This is a genomic window from Streptomyces sp. NPDC045287 (assembly GCF_056432325.1).
In genome coordinates, this window is record NZ_JBWKJG010000010.1 from 1 (window position 1) to 26,993 (window position 26,993).

The window sequence follows — 26,993 nt, forward strand, 5'->3', positions numbered from 1 at the left end:
CGCCGAAGCCGAAGCCGTGCAGGCCCATCGTGGGCCTCTCGCCGCCGACGTGCAGGCCGGGCCGGTCGGCCTCCACCAGGAACGCCGTGAGCCCCCTGGGGCCGGGGCCGGTGCGCACGACGACGCCGTGCAGGTCCCCGACGTGGCTGTTGCCGACGAAGACCTTCCGGCCGGTCAGGACGTAGTCGTCGCCGTCGCGCACGGCACTGGCCGCCATGCCCAGCACGTGGCCGCCGGACTCCGGCTCGGTCACCGCGATCGTGGGAAGGCACTCACCGGCGGCTATCAGCGGCAGCCAGGTCTTCTTCTGCTCGTCGTTCCCGAAGTGCAGGATCTTCGCGACGCCCAACTGGGACGCCTGCACCATCGCGCCCATCGCCGCGCTCACGCGGGACAGCTCCTCGATGATGATCGTCTTGCCGAGGTGGCCGACGCCCATCCCTCCCAGGTCCGTGCCGATCGTCGCGCCCAGCCAGCCCTGGCGGGCGATGAGCCGGGACAGTTCGTGGTGCACGGAGCGGGCCGCCTCCATGGCGGGAATCCGTGGCCGGACCTCGGCCTCCGCGAAGTCTCTCACCTGCTGCCTGAGTTGGTGGTGCAGCCGACCGGCGAAATAGCCGTCCATGCGAGCCCTCCTCTGCGAAACGCCTGCTCGTGTGGGTGTTCGAGCAGGTGGTGCATCGGTAGCGCTCCCCTCCCGAGCAGGCAGACACCTCATGGTGTTGATCTCCCGGGGGCGGTTCAACACGGTCCTGAACATTGTCCGAAACAAGATCCATTGACGTTCGAAGAGGGCTGTGCATGGCGCCGGGTCGGGCGGCCGTCCCTCCGTGGGGCATTCCCCGCCTGCCCTCCTGCCACATGCCAAGGGCAAGGGTGCGGCGGCGGTGCCGGGCCGAACGTTCCGCACCAATGTGCGACCTTCCGATCGGCCGCCGGAGTGGACCGGAGGGCCGGAACACGCCGTCCTGCGCCGGACGGCGACCTCCCCGGCGCCCGGTGCCCGAAGCCGGGGGGAGGCGCTCGGATGCACGAGAGGGCGCATCCAGTGCGCGCGGCCTTCGGGGCGTGCGCCCCGGCGGCCCCGACACGCGCCTTCCGTCGAAGCGGTTAGTGATCACCGCTCGGAGTGCGGTATTGTTCTCATGCACGCCGGGCCGGGGAAACCCCAGGTCAGACGGGCATCGGGACGTGGCGCAGCTTGGTAGCGCACTTGACTGGGGGTCAAGGGGTCGCAGGTTCAAATCCTGTCGTCCCGACTCGTAAGAGTCGCAGGTCAGAGGCCGTTTCGGAGCAATCCGAAGCGGCCTTTTGATCATTCTTGGGAGCCGGTGGGGGCCGGTGCTCCCCGACCGGCGTCAGCGGGTGACGACGATCGGGGCGGGAGGGAACGCCGGGTGCAGCACGCCCGGGTGGGCGGAGAGGGCCGCGCCGGCGGCTGTGCTCTTGTGTACGCCCGGGTGCGGACCGTGCTGGGCGGTGGGCGGCGTGCCATGGCCGGCGATCTTGCGCAGGACCCGTGCCCGGGCCCCGACGCCGGTGCACCAGGTCGATCCGGCACGCCGGTTCGCCGGCGACGCGGCCATCGCCCGACGCCTCCGCCGACCCGTCCGCCCCTTGCCGAGGGGCTCGCGCGGGTGACGCCGACGACGGCGGCCGGAGCGGGCGGGCGCACCGCGTGGCCCCACGGGAGCAGCGGTCCCGCGGCCCGGCACGCGCTCGGCCCGCCCGCCGCCGCCCCCGGTGCTCGCCGACGGTCCGGGACGGTTCACGCCAGGTCGTGGGCGAGCGTACGGCCGGCGACCCGGCCGGAGAAGATGCACCCGCCGAGGAAGGTCCCTTCCAGGGCGTTGTACCCGTGTACCCCTCCGCCGCCGAATCCGGCCGCTTCTCCCGCCGCGTACAGACCGTCGAAAGTCGTCCCGTCCGGCCGCACGACCTGCGAGCCGAGGGTGGTCTGCACTCCGCCCAGTGTCTTGCGGGTGAGCAGACGCAGTCGTACGGCGACCAGTGGACCGTGGGCCGGGTCGAGCAGGCGGTGCGGAGCGGCGATCCGGACCGCTTTCTCCGGCAGGTACGCCCGTGCGTTGCGCACGGCCATCAGTTGCATGTCCTTGCCGTAGTCGTTGGCCACCTGCCGGTCGCGGGCCACCACCTCCTGCTCCACGCGCGCGTAGTCGAGGAGTGGTTCGGGCGTGAGGGCGTTCATGCCCTCCACCAACTCGGAGAGCGTACGGCTCACCAGGATGTCCTCGCCGTTCTCGATGAACGCGCGTATCGGCGCCATCGTGCTCTTCTTGAACCGTTGGAGCAGGAGCAGGCAGTTCTTGCCGGTCAGGTCGGGGTTCTGATCGGATCCCGACAGTGCGAACTCCTTGTCCACCATCGAGTGGGTCATGATGAACCACGAATGGTCGTGACCGGTCGACCTGAGGTGCCGCAGCGTCGCCAGGGACGCGTGGCTGGGGAACAGCGGCGGGGGCAGCCGCCGCCCCGTCGCGTCGAGCCACAGGGGGGACGGGCCGGGCAGGAGGCGCACCCCGTGGCCGGGCCACACGGGAGCCCAGTTCTTCATGCCCTCGTTGTAGAACCACATGCGGTCGAGGTTGACCACCGAACCGCCGGCGCGCTCAGTGATCTGCAGCATGCGTCCGTCGACGTGCGCCGGCACACCGGTGAGCATCGTCGCCGGCGCCGGGCCGAGGCGGTCGGTCGGCCAGTGGGCGCGCACGAGGTCGTGGTTGGCGCCCATGCCGCCGGAGGCGATGAGCACCGCCTGCGCACGTATCTCGAACCTCCCGGTCTCCTTCCGGGAGGAGGGCACGCCGCGCGGCTCCCGCGAGGGCTCCAGCACCGCCCCCCGCACGCCGACCGCGGCCCCGCCCTCGATGACGAGTTCGTCCACCCGGTGCCGGTACTTGAAGGTGACCAGGCCGCGCGTGGCGGCGGCGAGCACCGGTTTGCGGAACGTCCGTACCACTTCCGGTCCGCTTCCCCAGGTGTAGTGGAGCCGGGGGACGGAGTTGCCGTGACCGGTCGCGGTTCCTTCCCCCCGCTCGATCCAGCCGACGAGGGGCAGCAGGCGCAGCCCGAGCCGGTACACGTAGTCGCGCTTCTCCCCGGCGGCGAAGTCCACATAGGCCTCGGCCCACCTGCGGGCCCACCGGTCCTCGCTGTCGCGGTCGTGCCCGGCCGAGGCCAGCCAGTCGGACAGGGCCAGTTCACGGGAGTCCTTGATGCCCAGCAGGCGTTGCTCGGGGCTGTTGACCAGGAACAGGCTGCCCTCGGCCCAGAAGGCCTGGCCTCCGAGGTTGTTCTGGTTCTCCTGGTCGACGATGACCACGCGCCGTCCGGCGCGCGTCAACTCGTATGTCGCGACCAGACCGGCCAGGCCCGATCCCACCACGATCACATCGGCTTCGGTGTTCACCGTCGCAGTCCTCCTTCAGCCGCCGCCGCCCCGGTGGAGTGAGCGAGGAAGGGGCGGACGGCTTTCAGTAGTTCACCGGCGGCCTCCGCCGGCAGCAGGTGGCCGGCGCAGGGAACCAGCTTCAGACGCCCGTCGCGCAGGCGGCGTCGGACGGCGATCCCTTGCCAGAAGGGGATGAAGAGGTCCTGGAGGCCCCAGACCACCAGGGTCGGCATCGGCAGTTCGGGCAACCGCCCCAGGAGAAGGTTCTTCTGTCCCAGTGGCCCCACCGAGGAGCGCTGCGAACGCAGGGTGGTGGGCAGGGCCTCGGGTGAGGAAACGGCCTTGGTCTGGCTGGACCACCAGGGGCGCGGGATGTTCCAGGGGCGGCAGGCCCCCACCACCGCCACCGAGACCACGAGCAGGCGAGGCCCGAAGGGCAGGCGGGGGATCAGCCACTTCGTCAGATCACCCAGGGGGGTGACGGCCAGCACCACCATGGCCGGGTTGATGGCGCGCCCCATGCCGGCGGAGTCCACCAGGACGAGGGACGGCACGTGGTCCGGTCGTTGCAGGGCCATGTGGACGGCCACGGCGCCTCCGAAGGAGTGCCCCACGACCACGGGCCGCTCCGCACCGACCGCTCGGGCGAACCTCCACAGGAAGGAGGCCATCGCTTCGGGACCGGCGCTCCGGATCGGTTCGCTGTGGCCGTATCCCGGCAGGTCCACGGCGATGATCCGGTGGCTGTCGGCAAGGCCCCGGAGAATGCCGTACCACTGTTCGGAGACGCTGCCTTCGCCGTGTATCAGCAGCACCGGGTCTCCCCGCCCGGTTTCGAGGTACCGGACCGCTGTTCCATCCACGTCGGTCCAGTGCTCCGCCACTTTTTCCCTTGGTGCGGCGGCGGGTTTGTTCATTACGGTGTCCCGTCTCGTGTCGTGGGCGTGGGCGTGGCACGTTCCAGCGTGATCGAATGCCGTACCGCCGGAGGAAACGACGTGCTTTCTTCAAAGCCGGGCCACGGTGAATGGGTTGATGACCGGCGGACTGCGAGTGAAAGAGGGTCGAGCTCGGGCCGGAGCGGGCGTTTCCCGTGCGGAAGTGGGAGGGAAGTCGTGTGGCGAGATGTGAAACCACATCCCCGTGCACCCACCGCGGCGTCCATTTCCGATGGGCCGGGTGTGCGGGTGTACGGCACCCTAGTTTCGGATTGCCGGCGCCGGCAGGCGCACGGGGCGGGGCCGGAAGCGGCCCCGCCCCGTGGCGTGCACGCCTGCGCGTGCCGCGGCATCCGCGCGCGCACACCGCCGGTGCACCGCGGTGGCCGTACCGGGCACGGCCCGGCCGACGACGCACGGCAGGCGGACGCCGGCCCGCGGTGACGCGCACGCCCACCGGTCGCGCGGGGCGGCCCCGGGGCGGAGGCGCCTTCCGCTGCCGCGTCACCGCACGGCTCTCCCGGCCCGGCGTCCGGCGGACCGGTCCTCGCGAGGCGTGCACGGGGGACGCCGGACCGCGGGGCGGGCCGAGGCCCAGCGCATGCCGCACGACGGGCGGCGCGGTAGTCCGCGCGCGCGTGCGTACGGTCACCCGGCCCGTGTCACCGGTGGCCCTTGGGGTGACTCGTGGGACACGTTGTGAGGGGGCACGCGTTCCGAAGTGCATACCGACGAGTACTACTCGCCTAGCATGTGCGCCAAAGGATGCCGGTAGCCTTCTGTGCGCCCCTGCAGCAGGGTTGCCCCGAACGTACGTCTATCGTCCACTAGTGCCAATGGCCAATCATGTGTCATAGCTCGTCACCATTGTCGACCGGGTCGTGATGGGGTGGGTGGGGACCGTGTTCCGGGCGAGGAGGGGCCGCTGGACCCAAGAAACTGTTCCATCAGCCTTTTACGCCACCAAGCAGCACAAGGGGCGCCCCCGTTTCTTCGGCTGTCGGAACAAGCGAGACACGCCGATTCCTGAGTCTGGCCGGGCCGGCGGCGGACACCGGGGCGAGGAAGGCCCGAGCGGTGCGTGCGTACGGCGACCACGGGCGGATCGGGAGAGACGCCGCCCGATGTGTCGGGAGGACGTCGCGGATCCGTCGCTCTCGAATTCCGGTCCTGCGGCCGAAGGAGCTGTGGCCGCAGGCGTCGCGGCGGATGAGCCGCCGCCTCGGGTCCCGCCCGTCCCACCGGGTGAAAGGGCTTCGCACCCCGTCGTACCGTTCAGGCGTTGTCGACGGCGGGTGAACTCGGGGACCACGCGGCGCCTTCACGGCACGAAGCGTGTCCACTCGCCTGAAGGCCCATGGCCCGGAAAAAGAACGGATGGAAATCCAGAACGCGGCCGCTGGATCGACGCGGATGCGGACGGCACGCATCTTCGATGTGAAGTGATATGACGGTGGGTCCATCGAATCAAATCGATTCGGGTTAGTTCTTGCGAGGCAGGCGGCCAACCCGCCGAAATCGATATCTGCTTGCCGTTGGATGCGTCCGGAATCGGCCCATCCGGAATTGGCCAAAAACCCCTGGTGGGGCTGTTGCGGCTCGGCGACGGGTACCTATCCCCGATACAGGTCCTGAGAAGGAGACGTGAATATGGCCGTAGCACCGCGTGCGGGCCGTGAGGCCAATGAACGGCTGAGGGCCGTGATGGAAGAAGCGGGGTGTTCGAATACGGGACTTGCCCGCCGGGTCAATACCTGCGGTGCCGAGCACGGACTCGATCTGCGCTACGACAAGACGTCGGTGGCGCGGTGGCTCCGGGGCCAGCAACCTCGCGGTCGCGCCCCCGCCATCATCGCCGAGGCGCTGGAGCGCAAGCTGGGCCGTACGGTGACCGTCGACGACATAGGGATGAGCACGGGCCCGGGGCTGGCCCCCACCGTGGGACTGCGGTTCGAGCCGACGGTGGCGGGCGCCCTCCAGCAGGCGTGCGCACTGTGGCGCAGCGACACCAAGTACAGCGGTCTGGTGACCAGGGAGCGGCTGGCCACCTCCGTGCTCGTCCAGGCCAGCCGCGATTGGCTGATCGCCGAGCCGGATCCCAGTGTCGCGGTCAAGGGCGTCCCCGCGGTCGGCCCGGCGGACATCGAGGTGGTGCGGGCGACCACCGCCGCCCTGACCGACCTCGACCACAACTTCGGCAGCGGGCACATACGCCCGGTCGCCGTGCGCTACCTGGACAGCGTCGTCTCCGGGCTGCTCGCGGGCCCGTACCGGGAGTCGACCGGGCGGCTCCTGCTCGGCGCCGTCGCACGGCTGACGGAGCTCACCGCCTACATGACGGTCGACACCGGGCAGCTCGGGCTCGCCCAGCGCTATTACATACAGGCGTTGCGCCTGGCGCAGGCGGCGGACGACCGCGTCTTCGGAGGCTATGTGCTCGCGTCGGGGATGGGGCACGTGGCCCTGCTGCTCGACAACCCCGGTGAGACCGTTCAGCTCGCGAAGGTGGCCCGGGAAGGAACGCAACGACGGACCACTGCGACCTCTCGGGCGGTCTTCTACGCCGCCGAAGCCCGCGGCCACGCCCTTCTGGGAGACGCGGGTGCCTGCGAGAAGGCCGTCGACCAGGTACTCGAAGCGCTGAACGGTGACGGTCCCGACGCGCACGAGCGCCAGGAAGGGATCCCCCACGTCGACCGAGCGTACCTGGCGCAGGAGCTGGCGCACTGCTACCAGGACCTGGGCCGGCCCGAAGCCGCCGTCCGGTGGGCGCAGGAGGCCCTGCGGGAAGGCGCGCCGAAAGCCCGGCGCCGCGCTCTCAGGCTGCTGCTCCTGGCGTCGGTGGAGCTGCAGCTCGGGGAGGTGGAGCGGAGCTGCGGCACCGCGGCACAAGCCGTGGAGGTGCTGGGCGGGGTGCGCTCCGTGCAGTGCGCCAGACGCCTGGAAGCCTTCCGCGGTCGCCTGGAGGCGCTGGGGCGGCATGAGGAAGCCCACCGGCTCCGTCCGGCGGACGAGCACTGACCGGCTCCCTCCCGCCCGTGACCCCACGGTCGCCGAGCAGCCGAGGGGCTGCCGTTGCCCGACCGGCCACCAGGCCGTCGTCGACGCCGGCACCCGCCCGGGCCCCGCGGTCGGCCGGCCGCTGCCGGACAGCCGCGACGGCCGCGGGGCATGGAAGCCGCCGGTGCGAAAGGCGTCGTCGACCAGGCCACGGTGATCGCGGACGGCGGTCGTCGGGACACCGCTCCGGTCCTCCCCACCCTTGCGAACGCGGCCAGGCGGGGGCTTCCGGCCCAGAAGGAGGGACGCCACGCCTCCCCTCACGAGGTCCGCACCGCGTCGGGCACGCCTCCGCGCGGACGAGCACTTGGAAGATCCTCCGGGGCTGCCGCTCAGGGGTGATGGTGCGCTCGGCACCGCCCGCCTGCACGACCTCACCCCGCCACGCGCCGTGGGAACCGGCACATCAGCGGCGTACGACGCCGACTTCACCCGTACGCGGTCCACTGCGTGCGCGTCCACGCGTCCCCCCCCGTGCTCCCGGACAGGCCCGGCGGTGAAACCTGACGGCCCTCCTGAGCGGAGCCCCCGTACCGCGGGTACCGCGCCGTGAGCCCATGGGGCGATCGAGGTTCGGCAGCCCTTCCGGTGGGGGAGCCCCGTCGTCCTGCCGGGTCCCACGGGTGCGGCCGGAGCGGAGGTCGCCCCGCCGGTCGGGCCGGAGGAGGAACCCGCCCGCAGTCGAGCGGGTCGCGGTGCCCGACCGCGGGCGCGGACCCGTCAGGCGACCCAGCGGGCCCTGTCCGGCCTGTTGATGGCCAGGCGCTTCAGCGCCGGCGGGACGTCGTACCGGCCGGTCACCGCTTCGATCAGGACGAGGCGGTGGGGGGTGGCCGCGGCCCGGGCGAGCGCGCGGTCCAGCGCAGCCGGGGAACGGGCTTTCAGTACCAGGGGGTGGGAGACGCCGAGGGCGGCCGGTACCTTGCCCCAGCGCCACCGGGCGACGTCGTTGTACTCGGCGCGGAGGCCGTGGGTGATCCGCTCGATGGTGTAGCCGTGGTTGTTGACCAGGATCACGATCGGCTTGAGGCGGTAGCGGCTGATGGTGCCCAGTTCCTGGGCGGTGAGCTGGGCCGCACCGTCGCCGATGATCAGCACTCCGCGGCGGGAGGGGTCGGCGAGCTGTGCTCCCAGCAGCGCGGGCAGGCTGTAGCCGATGGACGCCCACATCGGTTGTGCGATGAACCGGGCTCCGCGGGGGAAGCGGCGGTCGGCGATGCCGAGCATGGAAGTGCCGTCGTCGGCGACGACCGTGTGGCCGGGACGGATGGCGTTGCCCACCGCCTCCCACAGGGAGGACTGGGTGAGTGGGCGCAGGGAGCGGTACGGCCTCGGCCCGTGGGCGAGGATCCTCCCGGGGACCACGGCCGGGAGGGCGGGGACCCGGCGTGCCGGCGCGGCCGGCCCGCGGCGTCGGGCGCCGGCGGGGCGGGCGGGGGCCATGGCGAGGTCACCGACCAGGTCCGTCAACACGCCCAGTGCCGCGGCCAGCGGCACGTCCGGGAAGGCGACGCCGTCCACCGTGGCGGTCGTGGGCCCGAGGTCGATGCCCGCGGCGGGATCGAAACGGTGCGTGAACTTGCCGGTGGTCATGTCGGCGAGCAGCACCCCGGCACGGATCAGCAGGTCGGCCCTGTCGACGGCGAGACGGACCCGCTTCTCGCTCATGGCTCCCGCGTACAGGCCGAGGAAGCCGGGGGCGCTCTCGTCGACGACGGTCTTGCCGGTGGCCAGGACCGCGTGGGGGAAGGCACCTGCCCGCAGCAGACCGGCCAGTTCGGAACGGGCCTTGAACCGGTCCACGAGGAAGTCGGCCAGCACCACGACGGTGTCCGCGGCGGCGAGCCGGGCCCGGGCCGCGGCACGGAAGGCTTCGAGGCTGCCCGGGTCGGCGGCCCACCCGCGGGGGAGCGGTGGCGGGCGGTGTGACCGGACGGTGGCCAGGGCGACATCACGGGGCACCCGGAGGTAGCCGGGGCGGCTCTCGTTCAGGCAGGCCGCCAGCACCCGGTCGATCTCGGCGAGGGCGTTGCCGGGCCGCAGGACGGCATCGGCACAGACCACCTGCCGGTGCGCGCGGGCGAACCGGTCGAAGTCCCCGTCCCCCATGGTGTGGTGGACCACCAGCCCGGCGCGTTCGGAGGCCTGCGTCGGTCCGACGACGATGTGGAGCAGCGGGACCCGCTCGGCGTAACTGCCGGCCACCCCGTTGATCGCGCTCAGCTCCCCCACGCCGAACGTGGTGAGGAGTGCTCCGAAGCCCCGCGTGCGACCGTAGCCGTCGGCCGCGTAGGCGGCGCCGAGCTCGCTCGCGGTTCCGATCCACTTCACTTTCGGGTGAGCGAGCACACGGTCCAGGACGGGGAGGTTGTAGTCACCCGCCACACCGAACAGGTGGTTCACCCCCACGCCGCTCAAGCGGTACAGGAGGTGGTCGATGACCGTCTCGCCGGTTTTGGACGACCGGGGTTTCATGGGTGCCTTCCTTTCCTCGGGTGGCCGGCCGCGCCGCACGTGCCGGGGGAGAGCGGCGCGCCGTGAGCCTTCGGGTGCGGTGTCGCGGAGCGATCGGCGGGGTTCCGCGCCGGGGTGGACCGTGGTGGGCCACCGCCCGCCGCCCTGCCGTCACCGCCGGGCGCCGTGTCCGCCGGGCCGTCACCGTGGACGCGGTTCGGCTTTCGCCGGCAGGCGTACGGGGCGGTGGCGGAGGTGCGCCGGGCCACTCGCTCCCCGCGCCCCGGGCGGAGCGCGGGCGTGCAACGGGGGGGGAAGGGCTTCGGGGCCCTTCGCGGGGACACGTCCCACACGGCGGTGGGCGCGGGGAGGCCGGGGGGTCGGGACGGGTTCGCGGCAGGACGTCGCCGGGAGGGCTCCGTGGAATCGCTGCCGCGGGCACCGGGCACCACGTGAGACGGCCCTGCCCGGTTGTGCGGTCCCGGCCGAGCACCATGATGTCGGCCATGGGAGAGACGTTGGCACGGCGTTTGGTGTCCGACCGGATGTGGGAGCTGTTCGCACCGCTGATCCCCGAGTTCGCCCCGCGGAGCCAGGGAGGCGGCACCGGCCCGCTGGACAGCCGCGACGTCTTCACGGCCGTGGTGTTCGTCCTCACCAGCGAGTGCGCCTGGCGCCGCCTGCCCTCTTCGTTCGAGGTCTCCCCGGCCACGGCGCACCGTCGCTTCGCCTCGTGGTCGAGGGCCGGGCTGTGGGGGCGGCTGCGGCAGGCGGTGCTGGAGTACGAGGAGATCGGCTGCGACCGGGAGTGGGCGATGGAGATCGTGGAGGCCGCGATGTCCCGGTGAGGTCCGCCGCCGCGGGGCCGTCGCCGCGGGCGGTTCGGAGAGGCCGTCGCCTCACCTGTCGGCATGCTCCGCCGACCTGGTGGCGGGCGCACTGCCGGGCCGCCTGTCGAGGCTGACGACGTCGAACCCGCCCTGCTCGTACTGGACCTGGATGCGGCGCTTGTCGTACTTGCCCACCGAGGTCTTCGGTATCTCCCCGACGACCGCCCACCGTTCGGGCATCATCCAGGAGTCGACGCGGCGGGCCAGGAAGTCCCGCAGCTCCTCCGGGTCGGCGCCGGTGTCCTGACGCAGCGACACGACCGCCAGGGGCCGCTCGCCCCAGCGCTCGTCGGGCACCGCGACCACCGCCGCTTCGGACACCGCGGGGTGCTCCATCAGCGTGTTCTGGAGGTGCACGCTGGAGATGAACTCGCCACCGGACTTGATGACGTCCTTGACGCGGTCGGTGAGGGTCAGGAACCCGTCCGGGGTTATCCTTCCGACGTCGCCGGTCCTCAGCCAGCCGTCCGGGGTGAAGTTCCCCTCCGGCCGTACCGGAAGGGCGCCCACGCCGCCGTGGTAGGCCGTGGTGATGTCGGGACCGCACAGCTGCAGCTCGCCCACGGACACGCCGTCGTGCGGCACGAGGGCCCCGTCCGGGTCGACGAGCCGGAAGCGGACCGATACCGGGAACCGCCCCTGGCTGACGCGGTAGGTCCACTCCTCGTCGGCGCCCACCCCTCCCGGAGGCACGGCCGCGCTCACCGCCCCGAGGGTCTCGGTCATTCCCCACCCGTGCAGGAAGTCGATGGAGTGCCGGTCCCGGTAGGCGGCCATCAGGGCGGGAGGGCACGCGGATCCCCCCACGAACACCCGGCGCAGGCTGCCGGTGTCGTACGCGTGGGTGTCCAGCTCCTCCAGCAGGGAGGCCCAGACCGTCGGCACGGCGGCGCTGAAGGTCGGCCGCCCTTGTTCGATCATGCGGGCGAGCGATGCGGTCCGGGAGTACCGGTCCGCCAGCAACAGGTCGGCGCCGGTGAGGAACGCGACGTGGGGGATGCTCCAGCCGTTCACGTGGAACATGGGCGCGATGGGGAAGAGGACGTCGCGCTGGCCGACGTCGTAGTGGCTCGGGGCCATCATCTGAAAGCAGTGCAGGTATATCGACCGGTGGCTGTAGACCACCCCTTTGGGGCGGCCGGTGGTGCCGGACGTGTAGCACATCGTCGCGGCGGTGTGCTCGTCGAGCCGCTCCTGCCAGGGGTAGTCGAGAGGACGGTCGGCGATCAGCTCCTCGTACCGGTGCACCTCACCGGCGAGCCCGGCGAGCGCCGCGCGTTCGCCGGAACCGGCGACGACGACGTGCCGCACCGCTCGGGGCAGGAGGCGCAGCACGGAGGCGAGCGCCTCGGTCAGGTCGGCGTCCACGACGATGACCTCGTCGCCCGCGTCCTTGAGGGTGTGGGCCAACTGCTCGGCCGGCATGCGCGGGTTGAGCGTGTGGAGGACGGCGCCCATCGCCGGAACCGCGAGGAACAGCTCCAGGTGGCGGGCGTTGTTCCACATGAAGGTACCGATGACGCTCTGCTCGCTCGACGGTCCGGTACCGGTGCGCACACCGAGCTGATCGCGGAGCGCGTGCGCCAGACGAGCGGCACGCTCACCCGTCTCCGCGTAGGTCCTGCGGTCGAATCCGTTTCCGTTCCACGTGGACACGGTGGAAGCGCCGTGGACCGTGGAGCCGTACTGCAGGACACGGGCGATGGTGAGCGGAGTGTCCGGCATGGTGCTGCGCATGGTGATCCTCCGGATCGGGTGTCGTGCCAGATGGAACGGATTGTCGGGCCCTCGTGAATCCGTAACGGCAAGGTATTTCCCCTCCGCTTCGCCTGTCGTCCTCCCCGCCGGTCTCGCGTGGTCGCCGACCACCGGACAAAGGACATGACTGCCACATGCCGTCGTGGTCGGTTTTTCCGCTGTTCCGCGCCCCGGCCCGCGGGCCTTCCCGGGACGTCCTCCACAAGGCCCGGCGATACCAAAAGGCGGGTGTTCGCGCGAGCGTTCCGCCCGGGACCGCGATTTCCCCGCAGTGCCCCACATGAGACACACGCCTGTTGTCGCACTGGTGGTGCGGGGGTGGGCCGGAGCCGGTACGCGCCCTGCCGTGCGCCGACTGCACCTTTGGGCGGTGAGCCGTTCCGCGGGCCACGAACACGCCTGCCGGCGGATCCGGCACGCCTCTACATTCCTTTCTCAGGAAACGGGCGAGCCGAATTCCCTGCCCGCCGCCCCCTCTGCCACCTGCCCGTCACAGGAACAGGCCCACCCCCCTGCGAAATCGAGTGCCGGTGCGATCGCCGGCCCGGCAAGGAGACACCCTGATGAGTCCGTGCGGCAGCGAGCCCTATGCCTACGACGACAACGACGTGGGGCCGGCCTCGGGAAACCGGCGCGCGAAGGTGCTCCGGCGCCTCCGCCGGGGGCGGCCGCGTCAGACGTCCCCAGCGGCCCGGTGGAGCCCGGAACCCGACGACCGGCGTTTCAGCGACCCGGCCTGGAGCTCCGACCCGAAGTACCAACGTCTTCTGCAGTACTACCTGACGTGGTCCCGATTGACCCTGGCCGCCGCCGAAGCCCCCTACCTGCCGGCGCGGCGCCGGCAGCAGTTGCAGTTCCTCGCCCAAGTCGTCACCGAGGCCCTGGCCCCCGTGAACTTCCTTCCGGGGAACCCCGCCGCGCTGCGCCGCGCCGCGGACACCCGGGGCGTGAGCCTGGTCCGCGGTTCGGGCAACCTCCTGCACGACGTGGTGCGCCGCCGGGGGCGGCCGGCCAAGATGCCGCCCGGCGCCTACCGGCTGGGAGAGGACTTGGCCGCCACCCCCGGCCGCGTCGTGTACCGCAACGAACTGATGGAGCTGATCCAGTACGAGCCCCAGACCGCAGAGGTGCACCAGGTGCCGCTGCTGTTCGTCCCCGCCTGGGTGAACAAGTTCTACATATACGACCTGGCCCCCGACCGCAGTCTCGTCGAGTGGGCGGTCCGCGAGGGCTTCACGGTGTTCGCCATCAGCCTGCGTGACCCCGAACCCGACCAGGCGGGGCTCGGACTGGACGAATACCTGCCGCAGGCCCCACTGCGCGCCCTGGATGTCGTACGGGAGATCACCGGGGCCCCCCGGGCCCATCTGGTGGGAGTGTGCGCCGGAGGGATGTTCGCGGCATCCGCGGCCGCCTGGCTGGCGGCGGGCGGCGAGGCGAGGGTGGCATCGCTGACCCTGTTGATGTCGGCACTCGACTACGCGGGTCCGGACGGCCGCGAGAAGTCGTCGGAGGCGGAGATAGACCTCCTGACCCGCATGCTCTCCAACAAGCGCGGCCTCGTCGACGGCAAGAAGATCAGCCTTCTTTTCGACCTGCTCAGGCCCAGGGAAACCATCTGGCAACCGCTCGTGTCCGGCTGGCTGATGGGCGACAGGCCGCAACCCTTCGACATCTGGGCGTGGAGCGAGGACGGAATAGACGTGCCCGACACGCTCTTCAAGCAGACCCTGCGGATCGCGGCGGACAACTCCCTGGCCCAGCGTCGATTGCGGATCGATGACAGGACCATCGATCTTTCCGCCGTCACGCAGGACGCGTTCGTGGTGGCCGGCTCCCGCGACCACATCATCCCCTGGGAAACGGTGTACCGGAGCGCCCGGCTGCTCGGCGGCGACGTCGCCTTCCACCTGGTGCCCTCGGGACACGTGGGAGGCATCATCAGTCCGCCACGCCCCAAGGCCGACTACCTCATCGGCGGGGACGGGCTTCCCCCGAGGCCCCAGGACTGGCTGGCCCGCGCCGCTTCACAGCACGAGTCCTGGTGGACGGCCTGGTCGCGGTGGCTCGGCCCCCGGTCGGGCCCGCGCGTCCCGAGCCGCACGACGGGCAGCGCGCGGTATCCGGCCCGCACCCCCGCACCCGGGCGTTACGTGCTGCCCGGTGACCGCGGGACCGCCGGCGGCCCGACCCGCGCGGCGTCCCCTCGCCGCCGCGTCCGCCGTCGCCGTGCCCGGCTCGCCCCGTCGTTCCCGCCCGCCGCCACCGGCGAGGCCGCCCATGGGTGGACGAACCCCCGCTGGAAGAACGCACCCGACCCCGAACGGCCGTCCGCGACGGCGTGAACCGCCCACCGGAACCACCGGCACGACGCAGGAAGACCCGTCTCTCCCAAGGAGAAGCACCATGCATTCCGTCGACCTCAAGGCACTCCTCACCACTCTCGGCTCGGACCCCTTCGACCACGAACGAGTCGCCCTGTTCCAGGATCCCGCCTCGGGCCTGAAAGCCATCGTGGCCCTTCACTCCACGGCCCTGGGCCCGGCCCTGGGGGGCACCCGCTTCCACGCGTACGACAGCGACGAGAAGGCTCTCGCCGACGTGCTGAAGCTTTCGCGCGGCATGTCCTACAAGAACGCCATGGCCGGACTCGACTTCGGCGGCGGCAAGGCCGTCATCATCGGGGACCCCGAACAGATCAAGTCCGAGGAACTGCTGATGTCCTACGGCAGGTTCGTGGACTCCCTCGGCGGCCGGTACGTGACGGCGTGCGACGTCGGCACGGACACGGCGGACATGGACACGATCGCCCGCACGTGCCGGTGGACCGCGACCCGCTCGCTGGAGAGCGGCGGCGGGGGAGACCCGTCGGTCTTCACCGCCCTCAGCGTGCTCCAGGGCATGCGGGCGGCAGCGCTCCACCGCTGGGGCACGCCCTCGCTCCGGGACCGGACGGTCGGAGTCGCAGGAGTGGGCAAAGTCGGCCGCCTCCTGGTGGAGCACCTCTTCGACGAGGGTGCCCGCGTGGCCGTCACCGACGTGCGCGAAAAGCCGGTGCGCCGCCTGGCGGAAGAATTCCCCCAGATCGTCGTCGCGGACGACACCGAAGCGCTGATCCAGCTCAAGGGCATGGACATCTATGCTCCCTGCGCGCTGGGCGGGGCACTGGACGAAGCCGTCGCCGCGGTGCTCACGGCCGAGGTGGTGTGCGGCGCGGCCAACAACCAGCTGGCCCGTCCCGACGTGGAGCGCCAACTCGCGGACCGGGGGATCCTCTACCTCCCGGACTACGTCGTCAACGCCGGCGGGGTGATCCAGGCCGCCGGGGATCTGCGCGGGGCCACGCCCCAGCAGAGCATGACGAAGGTGGAGCGGATCTTCGACACGACGCTGGCCGTCCTGGAACGCGCCAGGGCGGAGGACATCCTGCCCGGTGCCGCCGCCGACCGGATCGCCGAACAGCGCATCGCCACCGCCGCGGACGCGCGGACCGCGGCGGGAGGGCCGCGACCGCGGTGACCACACGGACGGAGGGGGCGTACCGGACCCGGACGGGCCCCGACCGCGGCGCCGGAGCGTACGCGTCGTCCCGTGGACGCTCCACCGTGCCGGCACCACGGCCCGACCGGTCTTTACGGTCCCGATCCCCCATCCCCGATTCCCGGAGGAGGACAACATGAGTGGCCTTCAGCAGCCGCGCCGGACTTTCCCCCCGCAGCACAGGGGGGTGCAGACACCCAGCGGCATGCCCTTTCACAAGTACGCGCCGTACGAGCCGATCGGGCTGGCCGACCGCACCTGGCCCGGCCGGCGGCTGACCGAGGCACCCCTCTGGTGCAGTGTGGACCTCCGGGACGGCAACCAGGCCCTGATCGATCCGATGGACGTCGCCCGCAAACGCGAGATGTTCGACCTCCTGGTGTCCATCGGCTTCAAGGAGATCGAGGTCGGCTACCCTGCCGCGTCCCAGGACGAACACGACTTCGTGCGGCACCTGATCGAGACCGACGCCATTCCCGACGACGTCGTCATCCAGGTCCTCACGCCGATCCGTGCCGAAGCCCTCGAACGCAGCGTCGCCGCGGTCCGCGGCGCCCGCAAGGCGATCGTGCAGTACATCATCCCGACCTCCACCGCCCAGCGCCGGGTGGTCTTCCGCGCCAGCCGCGAGGAGATGCTGGCGATGGCCCTCGCAGGCGCCCGGCAGGCAGTGCACCTGCAGGAGACGACACCGGAAACCGAGATCCTGCTGTCCTTCCTGCCCGAGTCCTTCACCCAGACCGAGCCCGACTTCGCCCTGGAGGTCTGCAACGCGGTGCAGGAGTACTGCGCCCCCCGTACCGACCGCACCCTACGGATCACCCTGCCCGCGACCGTCGAGGCGTACCCCCGCACGAGTTCGCGGACCGCGTCGAGTACATGAGCCGGGAGCTGGCGCACCGCGACCGCACCATCCTCACCGTGCACCCGCACAACGACCGCGGCAGCGCCGTCGCCGCGACCGAGCTGGCACTGCTGGCCGGCGCCGACCGCGTGGAGGGCTGCCTGTTCGGCAACGGTGAGCGCACGGGCAACGTCTGTGTGCCCACCCTGGCGATGAACCTGTTCTCCCAGGGCATCGACCCCATGCTCGACCTGCACGACTTGGACGGCATACGGCGGGTGGCGGAGAAGTGCAGCCAGCTCCCGGTCTCCAGTCGCCACCCCTGGGTGGGCGAGTTCGTGTTCACCTCCTTCGCCGGCACGCACCAGGACGCCATCGCCAAAGGTCTCCGTGCCCGTGAGGAGGAGGACGCCGACGCCTTCTGGGACGTGCCCTACCTCCCGGTCGACCCCCGCGACATCGGCGGCAGCTACCAGGCCCTGATCCGCATCAACACCCAGTCGGGCAAGGGCGGCATCGCCCACCTGCTGCGGAGCACCCAGGGCGTGGTCCTGCCCAGGAGGCTGCAGATCGACTTCGCCCACGTCATGCAAAAGCTCTGCGAGAAGCAGGGCGGTGAGGTCGGCGCGGACGAGCTCTGGCAGACCTTCGTGGACCGGTACGTCACACCGGGTACGGAGGTAGGGCGGGGAGCCGCGGCGGGCGGTCCGGAAACGACCTTCGACCTCGACCGGTGCCCCGGCGACTGGCGCGAACGGGCTCAGTACCTGCTCGCCACTCTGCTCACACCGGCCACGGTGCGGGACTTCATCGTCGACCGGCGCGAGGGCCGCGCCGACCACGTCGCCTTCTGCGAGGTCGTCCTGGGTACGGACACGCGTGCCCTGTGGGGGGTGGGCCTCCACGCGGACGAGGCGGAAGCCGTCCGGGGCGCGGTGCTGGCGACGGTCCGGCGGGCCCGGTCCGAGGAGCCGCGGACACGGAACGCCCCGGCCGCGTCCCTGAAGGCGCCCGCCCCGTGAGCGGCCCGGAGCTCCGCGCGCCCCGCACCGCGCGTCCCCTCCGCGGGGCGCGCGGGGCCCGCACGCCGCCCCGGTCACCGGGACCCTTCCGCCCGCCGCGCGCGGTGGACCGGAAGGCGCGCCGGGACGGACCGCGCGGTGGGACTCGGCGCGCGCGGACACCGCCGTACGAGCAGGCGCGCACGCCACGGGGCGAGCCCGCCCCCCGGACCCGCCCCGTACGCCTGCCGGCGCCGACGGGCCGCGCGTCACGGTGCCGTCACCCGCGTCACCCGCGTCACCGGTCGCCGGGGGAGGGCGCCGGCGTGACCCCGGGGAACGTACGGGTTCCACCGCACGGACCCGGGTCGCCTTCCGTGCGGGGAAGGTCCGGTTCCGGCTCGGGCACACCCCTCCCCCCGCGGCCCACCGGTCGTCAGCAGGTGCGGCCCGGCGCCGGGAGAACCTCCGTTCGCTTTCCGGCGGCACCGCACCCCACCGCACCCGGGCGCGCTGCGGCCCGCCCTGCACCGGACGAGACGGGAGACCACGATGAACAGAACCACTGCTGCACACGGGCGGACCGTGAGGGAACGCCGGATCGACGTGGGCGGGACATCGACCCGCTACCTCGAAGCCGGACGCGGAGACCCCGTACTGCTGATCCCCAGCGAAGGCTGTGCATCCGAACAGTGGTACGGAGTCCTCAAGGGGCTCGCGGACGGCTACCGGGTCATCGCCGTGGACCTGCCGGGCTACGGCTACAGCGAACCGGTCCCCGGCGCCGACCCGGCGGCCATGGCGGCGTTCGCGTGGAAGTTCGCCCGAGCGGTCCGTGCCGAGCGTCCCGTGGTCGTCGGCCACTCCTTCGGGGGTGCCGTGGCGGTGAACATGGCGCTGCAGCAGCCGGGCAGCGTGCCGTCCCTGGTGCTCGTGAGCCCCGCCGGTATGGGACGCGCCATCAACCCGGCGAAGCTGGTGCTGGCCCTCACACCCCTGGGCGACCTGACGAAGTGGCTGATCCCCCGTCTGCCCTTCGGGCCGCGCCTGCTCGTGACGGCGGTGGCGGCCGTGGGGTCCTGCCGCCCCTGGCGCATCCCGTCCCCCTGGTGGTCCAGCCAGGTCAAGGCCGTCTCCTCGCCCGGTGCCCTGTCCATGACACTGCGCTCGCAGCGCACCTCGGTGGGACCGCTGGGGCAGAGGAACCTCCTTCTCGGGCGACTGCCGGAACTGCCGATGCCCACGTTGGTGGCCTGGGGCCTCCAGGACGTCCTGGTGCCCTTCTGGCAGGGGATCGCCGCCCGCCGCCGTCTGCATGACGGACGGCTGAAACTGGTCCCCCGCGCCGGGCACTTGGTACCGATGGAAGCCGCCGACGAACTGCTCAGGGCCGTCCGCCCGTTCCTCGCCCACTCCACGGGCGAGGGCGTCACCAGCGGCGGACAGACACCCGTGCACATGGGGTGACGCCCGCGGAGCACGTCACCACAGGCCCCGGGCCGTCGCGGCCCGGGAACCGGCCCGGGCACCCGGGGCGACCGCCCGACCGACCGTGCGCACGGCGCCGGGGGTCAGTGCGTACGGGGCGCGGCCGGGTCGCCGAACCGGACCGCGTGGAGGGCCCCGGAGGCGGAGGGCTCCTTGGGCGGCAGGGCGGCGACGAACTCCTCGAGGGCGCGGTCGAGCCGGGGCGCGGCGTCCCCGGAGACCGGGGGGAGGCCGTCGCCGTCGACGCCGATCGAGTGGTCGAGTACGAACGCGCCGCGGACGACGTGCCGGGCGCCCAGCGCCACCAACACCGGCTGCAGGGCGTAGTGGGGGGCGAGCGCGTGTGCGAGGCTGCCGCCGGTCATCACCGGCAGCACCGTTTTCCCGGCCAGCCCGGACTGCGGCAGCACGTCGAGGAAGGTCTTCAGCAGGCCGCTGTAGGCGGCCTGGTAGACGGGGGTGGCCACGAGGACGCCGTCGGCGGCGGCCACCGCGTCCAGCGCCCGGCGCATCACGGGGTGGTCGGTCCGCCCGGCCAGCAGCTCCGCCGCCGGCAGGTCCCGGACCCTCAGGTGCGCGGTGCGGAAGCCGGCACGGGACAGGCGCTGCACCAGGTGGGCGGCGACCGCGGCGGTGCGCGAGCGCGCCGAGGGACTCGCGGATATCGCGAGCAGGGAGGTCATCGGGGGCTCCTTCGCGGGCGACGGGACGGGTACGGCCGCCGGGGGGGTCATCGGGGGACCGTGCGGGGCCGGGGCATCCGGCGGGGCCGGGCGCCCGCGCCGGCCGCCGTAGCGCAGGGTGTCGAGGCGCTCCGGCCCGGCCGCCGGCGGGGCGTCCTCCGGCGGCCGGGGGTGGTCGCGGGGTCACTGCGCGGTCCACCCGCCGTCCATGACCAGCACCGAGCCGGTGAAGAAGCCCGCCTCGTCCCCGGCGAGGTAGACCACCGCCGAGGCGGCCTCCTCGGGGGTCGCGACGCGGCCGAGCGGGTGCAGAGCGGCGAACATGTCCGCCTTCTCCTGGCTCCCCCCGACCGTGGAGCGGTACATCGGCGTGTCCACCGATGCCAGCGCCAGGGCGTTGACCCGGATGTTCTGCCCGGCGTACTCCAGCGCGGCGGCCTTCGTCAGGCCGACCACCCCGTGCTTGCCGGCCACGTAGGAGCTGATCCCGGCGCCGAATCCGACGACACCGAGCTGGGAGGCGTTGTTCACGATCACTCCGCCCCCTCTGCGCTGGAGGGCGGGGATCTCGTGCCGCATGGACAGGAACACACTGGTGAGCACCTTGCCGACGTCCTCGGACCAGGTCTCGGGCTTCTGCTCCGCGATCAGCCCGGGGGTGCCGAGCGAGCCGGCGTTGTTGAAGGCGATGTCCAGCCCGCCGAAGCGCTCCTCGGCGGTGCGCACCGCGGCGGCGACGTCCTCGTCGACGGTGACGTCGGCGCGTACGACGGCCGCGGTGCCGCCGGCGGCGGTGATCTGCCCGGCGACCCGGTCCAGGTCCGCGCGGCGGCGGGCCGCCAGGACCACGGCCGCGCCCTGGGCGGCCAGCGCCTTCGCGGCGGCCTCGCCGATACCGGAACTGGCGCCTGTCACCAGGGCCACCTTGCCCTCCAGCCGGTGCCGGAGGGCGGTGCTGTCGGAGATGTGGTGCGGGAAGTGTGCGCTCATCGGTGGCGGTGCCGCCCGGTCGGGTCGGCCCTGCTCCCTTCGGACATGGGGTCGGTGGGGAAGGGGTGACGCGTGACGCGGGTGGGAGGCCAGGACTCGCCGGTACCGGTGTGAGTGCCGGGGCCGCCGGGCCTCCCACGTCCGCCGTCGGGCGGGCCGTACCGGCCGGTGGCCGTACGGCCCCGTAAGCCCCCGTAAGCCCCCGTAAGCCCCCGTAAGCCCCCGTAAGCCCCCGTGAGCCGCGGCGCCCGCTCCGGCCGCCGGTGACCGGGGCGGACGCGCGGCTCGGGGTTCCTCCTCGCGGGGTGCCCGTACGGTACGGGCGTCAGGCCGGCGAGGTCTCCACCGCCGTCTCCGGGGACCCGGAGGCGGCCGTGGCGCGGTCCCGGTACCAGGCGTAGCAGCTCACGAGGATGCCGAGGACGGTGACCGCGGCGGCGGCGAGGTAGACGGAGCGCAGACCGGGGCCGTCGATGACCAGACCGCCCAGCCAGCCGGCCAGCGCGGCGGCGACCTGGTAGGCGGAGGCGTTCACCGCGATGGCCAGGGTCGGTGCCGAACTGGCGGTGTTCAGGACCCGGGTCTGCATGCCGGGGATGACGGAGAAGCCGAGCGCGCCGACGAAGAACACCATCACGGCGGCGGCCACGGTGCTGCCGCTGACCGCCCAGGTCAACAGCAGGCCCGCGGCGAGCAGCCCCAGCAGCGCGACCTGCGACGGCATCAGGGCCCGGTCGGACAGCCAGCCGCCGGCGAAGTTCCCGACCGCCGCGCCGACGCCGTACACGACCAGCAGCACCGCGACCGAGCCGGCGGCGAACCCGGAGACGTCGGTGAGCAGCGGCGCGAAGTAGGTGAACACCATCAGCAGGCCCATGTTGGCGACGGCGGTGATGAGGATCGCGAGCTGGACGTCCCGGCTGCGGAACACCCGCAGTTCGGCCACGGCCGAGCCCCCCGGTGTCGCGCCCGCCACGTTCGGCACCGACGGCAGCACCAGCAGCAGGCCGAGCAGGCACACGACGGCGATGACGCCGAAGGTGGCGCGCCAGCCGAAGTTGTTGCCGATGAAGGTGCCGAGCGGCGCACCGAGCATCATCGACAGGTTCATCCCGAAGGCCAGCTTGGACACGGTGGAGGCCTGCTTGCCCTCCGGGGCCGTGGACACGGCGATGACGACCGCGTTGGCGAAGAAGGTGGCGGTGATCAGCGCGGTCACGACGCGTGCCACGAACAGGACGGAGTACACGGGGGCCAGCGCCGAGGCGAGGTTCCCGATCACCACGATCACCATGAGGCCCACGATGAGCGGTTTGCGCGGGTAGCGCGCTGTGAGCGCGGTCAGCACCGGACCGCCGACGATCATTCCGATGGCGTACGCCGTGACCAGGAGTCCGGCGGAGGGGATCGACACCTCCAGGTCGTCGGCGACGTCCGGCAGGATGCCGGCGATGACGAACTCACCGGAGGTGATGCCGAACACGCACAGCATCAGGGCAACGAGCTTCAACGACATGCTGTCTCTTCTGATTCGGGGTGGACGCGACTGTCGCCCGCGGGGCCGGGCCCGACGCGCCGCGGTGGACGGCGCGTCGGGCCCCGGCCGGGGGTGCCCCGCGGGGTGCCCCTCACGGGGCGGGTGGCGGGCCGGCGTAGCGGAACGCGTACGCGGAACCCAGCGCGATCAGGTGGTCGAGGTCCGGGCCGGCGAGGTCCTCGGTGGGCAGGGTGAGCGTCTTGGCGTGCGGCAGCTCCGCTTCCAGGAAGAGGTCGAACTGCGGGCGGCGGTCCGGTTGCGGTGTGGAGTGGATGGTCAGGAAACGAGCGTTGTCCGAAGTGGTCACGAAGCCGTGCGGAACGTTCCGCGGGACGATCATCGTGCTGCCGGCCTCGGCGACCTGCTCCTCGCCGTCGCAGACCATGCGCAGGGTGCCGTCCAGGACGATGAAGACCTCGTCCTCGTAGTCGTGGACGTGCAGCGGGGTGTTGTAGCCGCGGTTGCCGGTGTGCTGGACGACGGTGAAGGAGTTCCGGGTGGCCGAGCCGGGCACGCGTATCTGCGCCAGGCCGCCGAGCAGCCACACCGCGGTCTGCTCGGACTCCGGGATCAGGCGGCCCTTCTCGTCACGGGCCATGTCCGGGAAGGTCATGGTGTTCCTTTGCGTCGGTTCGTATCGGGTCGCTTCGGGTCGGCGACGGGGCGGCTTCGGGTCGCGTCGGGTCGTGCCGGGAGGAGGGGCCGGGCGCGGCCGGTCACCCGCGGGGGACCGCCGGGGGGCCGGCGGGCGGGGGCGCCTGCCGCTCGCAGCGGGCCACGAAGGCGGCCGTGCCCTCCGGGGTCGCCAGGGCCTGCCACATCGAGACCGGGTCATGGAAGTTGCTGATGAACGCGTCGGCGACCCGCGGGTCCGCCGCGGCCCGTCGGAACAACCCCGCCACGTGCGGCTGCGGTTCGGCGAGGAAGGCGTTGCTCCACTCCACGACGTGGCGTGCGTGCTCCCACAGCCGGGCCGACGCCTCGCGGCAGAACCCCTCGTCGAACGGCCCTTCGTTGCCGGCGATGAGGCCGGCCAGCGCGAAGGCCGTGTACGAGCCGAGGTTGGCGCCCTGCGCGGTGAGCGGGTCGTTGGTGATCCAGGCGTCCCCGATGGCCAGCGCGCAGGTGCCGTCGTCCAGCCGGGTCCAGCCCCGGCGCACCACCGGTGTGATCCCGCCCTGGGCCAGTTCGCCGGGCGCGATCAGTGAGAACCCGGCCGTGTCGATGCGTTCGCGCAGCCGCGGGGCGTAGGCGGCGACCAGGTCCAGTACGTCCCGGTGGAACGCGGCGGGGTCGGCGTCGGCGTCGAAGTGCCGGGCGGCCTCCAGCGGGCCGCCGGGTATCGCCTCTATCGACAGGACGTCGGCCCGCCCGGCGGGGGAGAGGAACGGGAGCTTCAGTATCTCCCCCGCGCCGGGCAGGAAGTGGATGTCGACGGAGTGCGGCACCTCCTCGCCGATGCCGAAGTAGATCCCGGTGCACAGGACGCGCTGAGGGGCGGAGTACGGCGACCGCTCGGGGTCGGCGGGGAACAGCCGCCGCACCGACTGGTTGCCGTTGGCGACGACCAGCAGGTCGTGGCGGGGCGCGAGGTCCTCGACCGGGAAGTCCCCGATCACCAGCTCACCGCCGCGGTCGACGAACGCGGACAGCAGGTGCGGCAGGTAGATCCGGAAGTCCACCACGCTGGAGGGGGGCCGCAGGGCGCCGAGGAACTCCAGCGGCCGCGGGCCGCCGGTGTGCATGGTGACCGCCCAGTGGTGGACCTGGGCGTCCGGGAAGTCCCAGTCGAAGACGCCGAGCTCCCGCTCCCGCTCCTGGGTGGGGCCGAACCGCGCGGGGAAGTTCCGTGGCCGCCCGGCCTTGAGCCGGTCGACGTCGTGCTCCGAGTACACCGTGGCCGGCACCCCCAGCTGCTGGAGCCGCAGGGCCAGTTGCAGACCGGAGATGCCGCAGCCGATGATGCCCACGCCGCTCATTTCGCCTCCTCCTCGGCGGACCCGCCGCGCAGCCGGTCGGCGAGCCAGCCCACGGCCTCCATCGTGAACCGGGCCGCCTCCGGCGACGCCATGGCGGAGGCGGGCATCAGCATGGGGTGCCGCATGCCCGCCTCGATCAGTTCGCCGATCTTCTTCAGCACCGTCTCCCGGCTGCCGGCCAGGACCTGGTCGGCGACCACCTCGTCGGGCACCGCGGCCAGCGCCCGGGTCACCTCCTCACGGGTCAGCAGGTGCGGCAGCAGGTCGACCAGGCCCTTGTACTCCTCGCCGAAGGGGTGCGCGGCACCGTGCGCGCGCCAGGCCCGCGCTCCCGCGTGCAGGGCCAGGAACCGGATCGGGGCGGCCCGCAGCAGGTCCTGGGCGGCGGCGTCGGACTCCGCCACCACGATCGGCACGCCGCCCGAGGGGAGGACGGCGTCGGGATCCCGGCCCGCCTGCTCGGCGGCCGTGCGCACCACGGCCAGCCGCCGGGCGTACTCGTCCGGAGCCATCAGGTCGGAGGGGATCCACCCGTCGGCGTAGCGGCCGGCCAGGTTCAGCATGCGCTCGCGGTTCGCCCCCAGCCAGATCAGCGGGGTTCGGCCCGCCGGAGCGGGCAGGCCCATGAGGGCGCGGTCCAGGGTGAAGTGGCGGCCCCGGAAGTCGTGCGGGCCCTCGCCCGAGAAGAACATCCGCAGGACGCGCAGCGCCTCCTCGACCCGGCCCACCCGGTGGTCGTGCGGCACGCCGTACGGCACGAGGTTCTCCAGCGCGCCCGCCCCGATGCCGAGCACGGGTGCCCGTTCGGTGAGCTGGGCGAGGGTCAGCGCGGTCTGCGCCAGTACGGCGGGGTGCCGGCGGTGGGGGTCGGTGACCCCGATGGCGAGCCGGACCGGGCCGGCCAGCGGGGCGAAGTTGCCGAGCACGGTGGCGAAGTCGAGGCACCGGTCGGGGGTGGGCATGTCCGCGGCCAGGTAGCTGAAGTCGGTGTCCCAGGCCTGCCGGGGGAAGACGTTGATCAGGTGGTCGACCACCATGAAGGCGTCCAGCCGGGCCCGGCGCGCGACCTCCAGCAGCCCGCGTCCGGCCCCCACGTCTCCGACCGCGTCCCAGACGAGGCCGACCTTCACGCTCATGCGGCGCTCCTCACTGCTCGTGCCTCCTCGATGAACCGGGCCGTGCTCTCCGGGCTGCGCACGCACCGCCACATGGCGTCCGGGCGGTCGAGCCGGGCGACGAAGGCGTCCGCCACCCGCTGGTCGGCCGCGGCGGCGGCCATCAGCGTGCCCACCTGGGGCGGCGGGGGGCCGACGAACAGGTTCGTCCAGTCGACGACGGGCTGGGCGGTCGTCCACATCCGCTCCGAGACCGCGCGGCAGAACGCCTCGTCGTACGGCCCGGGGTGCTCCCGCAGCGCGTCCGCCAGCTGGAAGGCCAGGGCCGAGCCGAGGTTGGCGCCCTGCGCGGTGATCGGGTCGTTGGTGATCCACGCGTCGCCCACGGCCAGCGCGTACCGGTCGTCGGCCAGCCGGGCCCAGCCGTGGCGGACCCCCGGCACCACCGCGCCCCGCATCAGGTCCACGGGCCGGGTCAGGGCGAACTCCCGCTCGTCGATCCGGGCGCGCAGGGCGGGCGCGTACGCGGCGAGCAGTTCCAGCAGTTCCCCGGCGAACCGGCCGGGATCCTCCCGGTGGTCCCGGTCCGTCACCGCGCTGAAGGGGCCGCCCGGCACCGCCTCGACGAGCACCGCGGTCACCCGCCCGGTGAACGAGTGGTACGCCGGGGCGTGGACCTCACCGGCACCGGGGACCATGTGCATGGTCATCCCGGGCTCCTCCGGGGACCGGACGCCGTGGAAGAGGCCGCCGACCAGGTGCCGCGGCGCGGAGTCGTACGGCGAGCGGGCCGGGTCGCGTGGGAAGACGTCCGTGAGCGCTCCCCGCCCGGCCGCCACGACGAGCAGCTCGTGCCGCTCGGCCAGCCGCAGCAGGTCGTCCCGGTCCGCCACCCGCTCGCGGACCCAGCTCCCGCCGCGCCGCCGGTACTCCTCCAGCAGCGCGGCGAGGTACATCCGGAAGTCGACCGAACTGGCGGGCCGGGGCAGCCGGGCGCGGAACGACGGCCCCCCCGGCGCCTCCACGCACATGTGGACCCAGGCGTTGTCGAACGTGCTCGACTCCCACGCGGTCAGACCGAGCGCCTTTTCCCGCTCCCGGGTGGAGGCGAACCTGGTGACGAAGTTCAACGGCGGCCCGCCGCGGATCTCGTCCGGCCCCTGGGCCGAGTACAAGGTGGCGTCGATGCCCGACTGCCGCAGCCGGAGGGCCAGGTGAAGACCGGATATCCCCGTGCCCACGATACCGATGCCCATGGTCTCACCCCACCCGCGCCGGGAACGGAATTCCTCCCGGGGCACTGC

20 protein-coding genes and 1 tRNA gene are annotated in these 26,993 nt (G+C 72.5%); 8 read left to right on the top strand and 13 right to left on the bottom strand.

From position 1 onward, the window contains the following. Window positions 1-625, bottom strand: a 625-nt coding sequence (locus AC07D6_RS17910) for an acyl-CoA dehydrogenase family protein (protein WP_479045317.1), incomplete at its 3' end; no start/stop codon positions are given. A 560-nt stretch (window positions 626-1,185) separates the two neighbouring features. Between AC07D6_RS17910 and AC07D6_RS17915 the strand changes: the two genes are divergently transcribed. After that, a tRNA-Pro gene (locus AC07D6_RS17915) sits at window positions 1,186-1,259 on the top strand. 99 nt (window positions 1,260-1,358) lie between these two features. Here the strand turns inward: AC07D6_RS17915 and AC07D6_RS17920 are convergent. The 3 genes from AC07D6_RS17920 to AC07D6_RS17930 form a co-directional block, all read right to left on the bottom strand. Next, window positions 1,359-1,586, bottom strand: coding sequence for a hypothetical protein (locus AC07D6_RS17920; protein WP_479045320.1), 228 nt, complete (start codon window positions 1,584-1,586; stop codon window positions 1,359-1,361). A gap of 182 nt (window positions 1,587-1,768) precedes the next feature. Further along, entirely contained in the window at window positions 1,769-3,430 is a 1,662-nt protein-coding gene (locus AC07D6_RS17925; protein ID WP_479045322.1) for an FAD-binding dehydrogenase, read from the bottom strand. After that, complete coding sequence (locus AC07D6_RS17930; RefSeq protein WP_479045324.1) at window positions 3,427-4,227, bottom strand: alpha/beta fold hydrolase; 801 nt, start codon at window positions 4,225-4,227, stop codon at window positions 3,427-3,429. The genes AC07D6_RS17925 and AC07D6_RS17930 overlap by 4 nt, the downstream gene beginning before the upstream one ends. A 1,773-nt stretch (window positions 4,228-6,000) precedes the next feature. Between AC07D6_RS17930 and AC07D6_RS17935 the strand changes: the two genes are divergently transcribed. Then, the gene (locus tag AC07D6_RS17935; RefSeq protein WP_479045327.1) at window positions 6,001-7,371 is read left to right on the top strand and encodes a transcriptional regulator; all 1,371 of its coding nucleotides are present in this window, start codon (window positions 6,001-6,003) and stop codon (window positions 7,369-7,371) included. A gap of 759 nt (window positions 7,372-8,130) precedes the next feature. On the opposite strand, the gene AC07D6_RS17940 is transcribed toward AC07D6_RS17935, so the two are convergent. Next, on the bottom strand, window positions 8,131-9,885 hold the full coding sequence (locus AC07D6_RS17940) for an alpha-keto acid decarboxylase family protein (protein ID WP_479045329.1): 1,755 nt from the start codon (window positions 9,883-9,885) through the stop codon (window positions 8,131-8,133). Window positions 9,886-10,370: 485 nt separating this feature from the next. Between AC07D6_RS17940 and AC07D6_RS17945 the strand changes: the two genes are divergently transcribed. Next, the gene (locus AC07D6_RS17945; RefSeq protein ID WP_479045331.1) at window positions 10,371-10,712 is read left to right on the top strand and encodes a transposase; all 342 of its coding nucleotides are present in this window, start codon (window positions 10,371-10,373) and stop codon (window positions 10,710-10,712) included. 51 nt (window positions 10,713-10,763) lie between these two features. Here AC07D6_RS17945 and AC07D6_RS17950 read toward each other — a convergent pair whose 3' ends face one another. Continuing rightward, on the bottom strand, window positions 10,764-12,491 hold the full coding sequence (locus AC07D6_RS17950; protein ID WP_479045334.1) for a long-chain-fatty-acid--CoA ligase: 1,728 nt from the start codon (window positions 12,489-12,491) through the stop codon (window positions 10,764-10,766). Window positions 12,492-13,075: 584 nt separating this feature from the next. On the opposite strand from AC07D6_RS17950, the gene AC07D6_RS17955 reads away from it, so the two are divergent. The 5 genes from AC07D6_RS17955 to AC07D6_RS17975 all read left to right on the top strand — a co-directional run bounded on the left by AC07D6_RS17955 (window position 13,076) and on the right by AC07D6_RS17975 (window position 19,364). Beyond that, window positions 13,076-14,857, top strand: coding sequence for a PHA/PHB synthase family protein (locus AC07D6_RS17955; RefSeq protein WP_479045337.1), 1,782 nt, complete (start codon window positions 13,076-13,078; stop codon window positions 14,855-14,857). 61 nt (window positions 14,858-14,918) lie between these two features. After that, the gene (locus tag AC07D6_RS17960; protein WP_479045340.1) at window positions 14,919-16,031 is read left to right on the top strand and encodes a Leu/Phe/Val dehydrogenase; all 1,113 of its coding nucleotides are present in this window, start codon (window positions 14,919-14,921) and stop codon (window positions 16,029-16,031) included. A 226-nt stretch (window positions 16,032-16,257) separates the two neighbouring features. Next, window positions 16,258-16,935, top strand: coding sequence for a 2-isopropylmalate synthase (locus AC07D6_RS17965; protein WP_479045342.1), 678 nt, complete (start codon window positions 16,258-16,260; stop codon window positions 16,933-16,935). Continuing rightward, window positions 16,932-17,918, top strand: a complete 987-nt coding sequence (locus AC07D6_RS17970; RefSeq protein WP_479045344.1) for a 2-isopropylmalate synthase — start codon at window positions 16,932-16,934, stop codon at window positions 17,916-17,918. Before AC07D6_RS17965 ends, AC07D6_RS17970 begins: the two co-directional genes overlap by 4 nt. A gap of 531 nt (window positions 17,919-18,449) precedes the next feature. Next, a complete protein-coding gene (locus AC07D6_RS17975; protein ID WP_479045347.1) occupies window positions 18,450-19,364 on the top strand; it encodes an alpha/beta fold hydrolase in 915 nt (304 codons plus the stop codon). Between the two features lie 104 nt (window positions 19,365-19,468). Here AC07D6_RS17975 and ssuE read toward each other — a convergent pair whose 3' ends face one another. From ssuE to AC07D6_RS18010, 7 genes are all read right to left on the bottom strand, one after another. Beyond that, on the bottom strand, window positions 19,469-20,068 hold the full coding sequence (gene ssuE, locus AC07D6_RS17980; protein ID WP_315879669.1) for an NADPH-dependent FMN reductase: 600 nt from the start codon (window positions 20,066-20,068) through the stop codon (window positions 19,469-19,471). A gap of 183 nt (window positions 20,069-20,251) precedes the next feature. Further along, a complete protein-coding gene (locus tag AC07D6_RS17985; protein ID WP_479045350.1) occupies window positions 20,252-21,058 on the bottom strand; it encodes an SDR family NAD(P)-dependent oxidoreductase in 807 nt (268 codons plus the stop codon). Between the two features lie 325 nt (window positions 21,059-21,383). Next, window positions 21,384-22,574, bottom strand: a complete 1,191-nt coding sequence (locus AC07D6_RS17990) for an MFS transporter (protein WP_315879671.1) — start codon at window positions 22,572-22,574, stop codon at window positions 21,384-21,386. A 112-nt stretch (window positions 22,575-22,686) separates the two neighbouring features. Further along, window positions 22,687-23,208 carry a cupin domain-containing protein gene (locus tag AC07D6_RS17995; RefSeq protein ID WP_315879672.1) on the bottom strand — a complete coding sequence of 174 codons (522 nt, stop codon included), beginning with the start codon at window positions 23,206-23,208 and terminating at the stop codon, window positions 22,687-22,689. Between the two features lie 103 nt (window positions 23,209-23,311). Beyond that, entirely contained in the window at window positions 23,312-24,574 is a 1,263-nt protein-coding gene (locus AC07D6_RS18000) for a styrene monooxygenase/indole monooxygenase family protein (protein WP_479045354.1), read from the bottom strand. After that, window positions 24,571-25,710: an LLM class flavin-dependent oxidoreductase gene (locus AC07D6_RS18005; protein ID WP_315879674.1), complete on the bottom strand. Its 1,140-nt coding sequence runs from the start codon at window positions 25,708-25,710 to the stop codon at window positions 24,571-24,573. The genes AC07D6_RS18000 and AC07D6_RS18005 overlap by 4 nt, the downstream gene beginning before the upstream one ends. Further along, entirely contained in the window at window positions 25,707-26,945 is a 1,239-nt protein-coding gene (locus AC07D6_RS18010) for a styrene monooxygenase/indole monooxygenase family protein (RefSeq protein WP_315879675.1), read from the bottom strand. The genes AC07D6_RS18005 and AC07D6_RS18010 overlap by 4 nt, the downstream gene beginning before the upstream one ends. Window positions 26,946-26,993: the final 48 nt, after the last annotated feature.

Coding starts and splice junctions, on each gene's coding strand:
- ssuE (WP_315879669.1), bottom strand. CDS start 20,068: ATGACCTCCCTGCTCGCGATATCCGCGAGTCCCTCGGCGCGCTCGCGC.
- AC07D6_RS18010 (WP_315879675.1), bottom strand. CDS start 26,945: ATGGGCATCGGTATCGTGGGCACGGGGATATCCGGTCTTCACCTGGCC.
- AC07D6_RS17935 (WP_479045327.1), top strand. CDS start 6,001: ATGGCCGTAGCACCGCGTGCGGGCCGTGAGGCCAATGAACGGCTGAGG.
- AC07D6_RS17965 (WP_479045342.1), top strand. CDS start 16,258: ATGCCCTTTCACAAGTACGCGCCGTACGAGCCGATCGGGCTGGCCGAC.
- AC07D6_RS17985 (WP_479045350.1), bottom strand. CDS start 21,058: ATGAGCGCACACTTCCCGCACCACATCTCCGACAGCACCGCCCTCCGG.
- AC07D6_RS17995 (WP_315879672.1), bottom strand. CDS start 23,208: ATGACCTTCCCGGACATGGCCCGTGACGAGAAGGGCCGCCTGATCCCG.
- AC07D6_RS17970 (WP_479045344.1), top strand. CDS start 16,932: ATGAGCCGGGAGCTGGCGCACCGCGACCGCACCATCCTCACCGTGCAC.
- AC07D6_RS17990 (WP_315879671.1), bottom strand. CDS start 22,574: ATGTCGTTGAAGCTCGTTGCCCTGATGCTGTGCGTGTTCGGCATCACC.
- AC07D6_RS18005 (WP_315879674.1), bottom strand. CDS start 25,710: ATGAGCGTGAAGGTCGGCCTCGTCTGGGACGCGGTCGGAGACGTGGGG.
- AC07D6_RS17975 (WP_479045347.1), top strand. CDS start 18,450: ATGAACAGAACCACTGCTGCACACGGGCGGACCGTGAGGGAACGCCGG.
- AC07D6_RS17920 (WP_479045320.1), bottom strand. CDS start 1,586: ATGGCCGCGTCGCCGGCGAACCGGCGTGCCGGATCGACCTGGTGCACC.
- AC07D6_RS18000 (WP_479045354.1), bottom strand. CDS start 24,574: ATGAGCGGCGTGGGCATCATCGGCTGCGGCATCTCCGGTCTGCAACTG.
- AC07D6_RS17945 (WP_479045331.1), top strand. CDS start 10,371: ATGGGAGAGACGTTGGCACGGCGTTTGGTGTCCGACCGGATGTGGGAG.
- AC07D6_RS17940 (WP_479045329.1), bottom strand. CDS start 9,885: ATGAAACCCCGGTCGTCCAAAACCGGCGAGACGGTCATCGACCACCTC.
- AC07D6_RS17960 (WP_479045340.1), top strand. CDS start 14,919: ATGCATTCCGTCGACCTCAAGGCACTCCTCACCACTCTCGGCTCGGAC.
- AC07D6_RS17955 (WP_479045337.1), top strand. CDS start 13,076: ATGAGTCCGTGCGGCAGCGAGCCCTATGCCTACGACGACAACGACGTG.
- AC07D6_RS17950 (WP_479045334.1), bottom strand. CDS start 12,491: ATGCGCAGCACCATGCCGGACACTCCGCTCACCATCGCCCGTGTCCTG.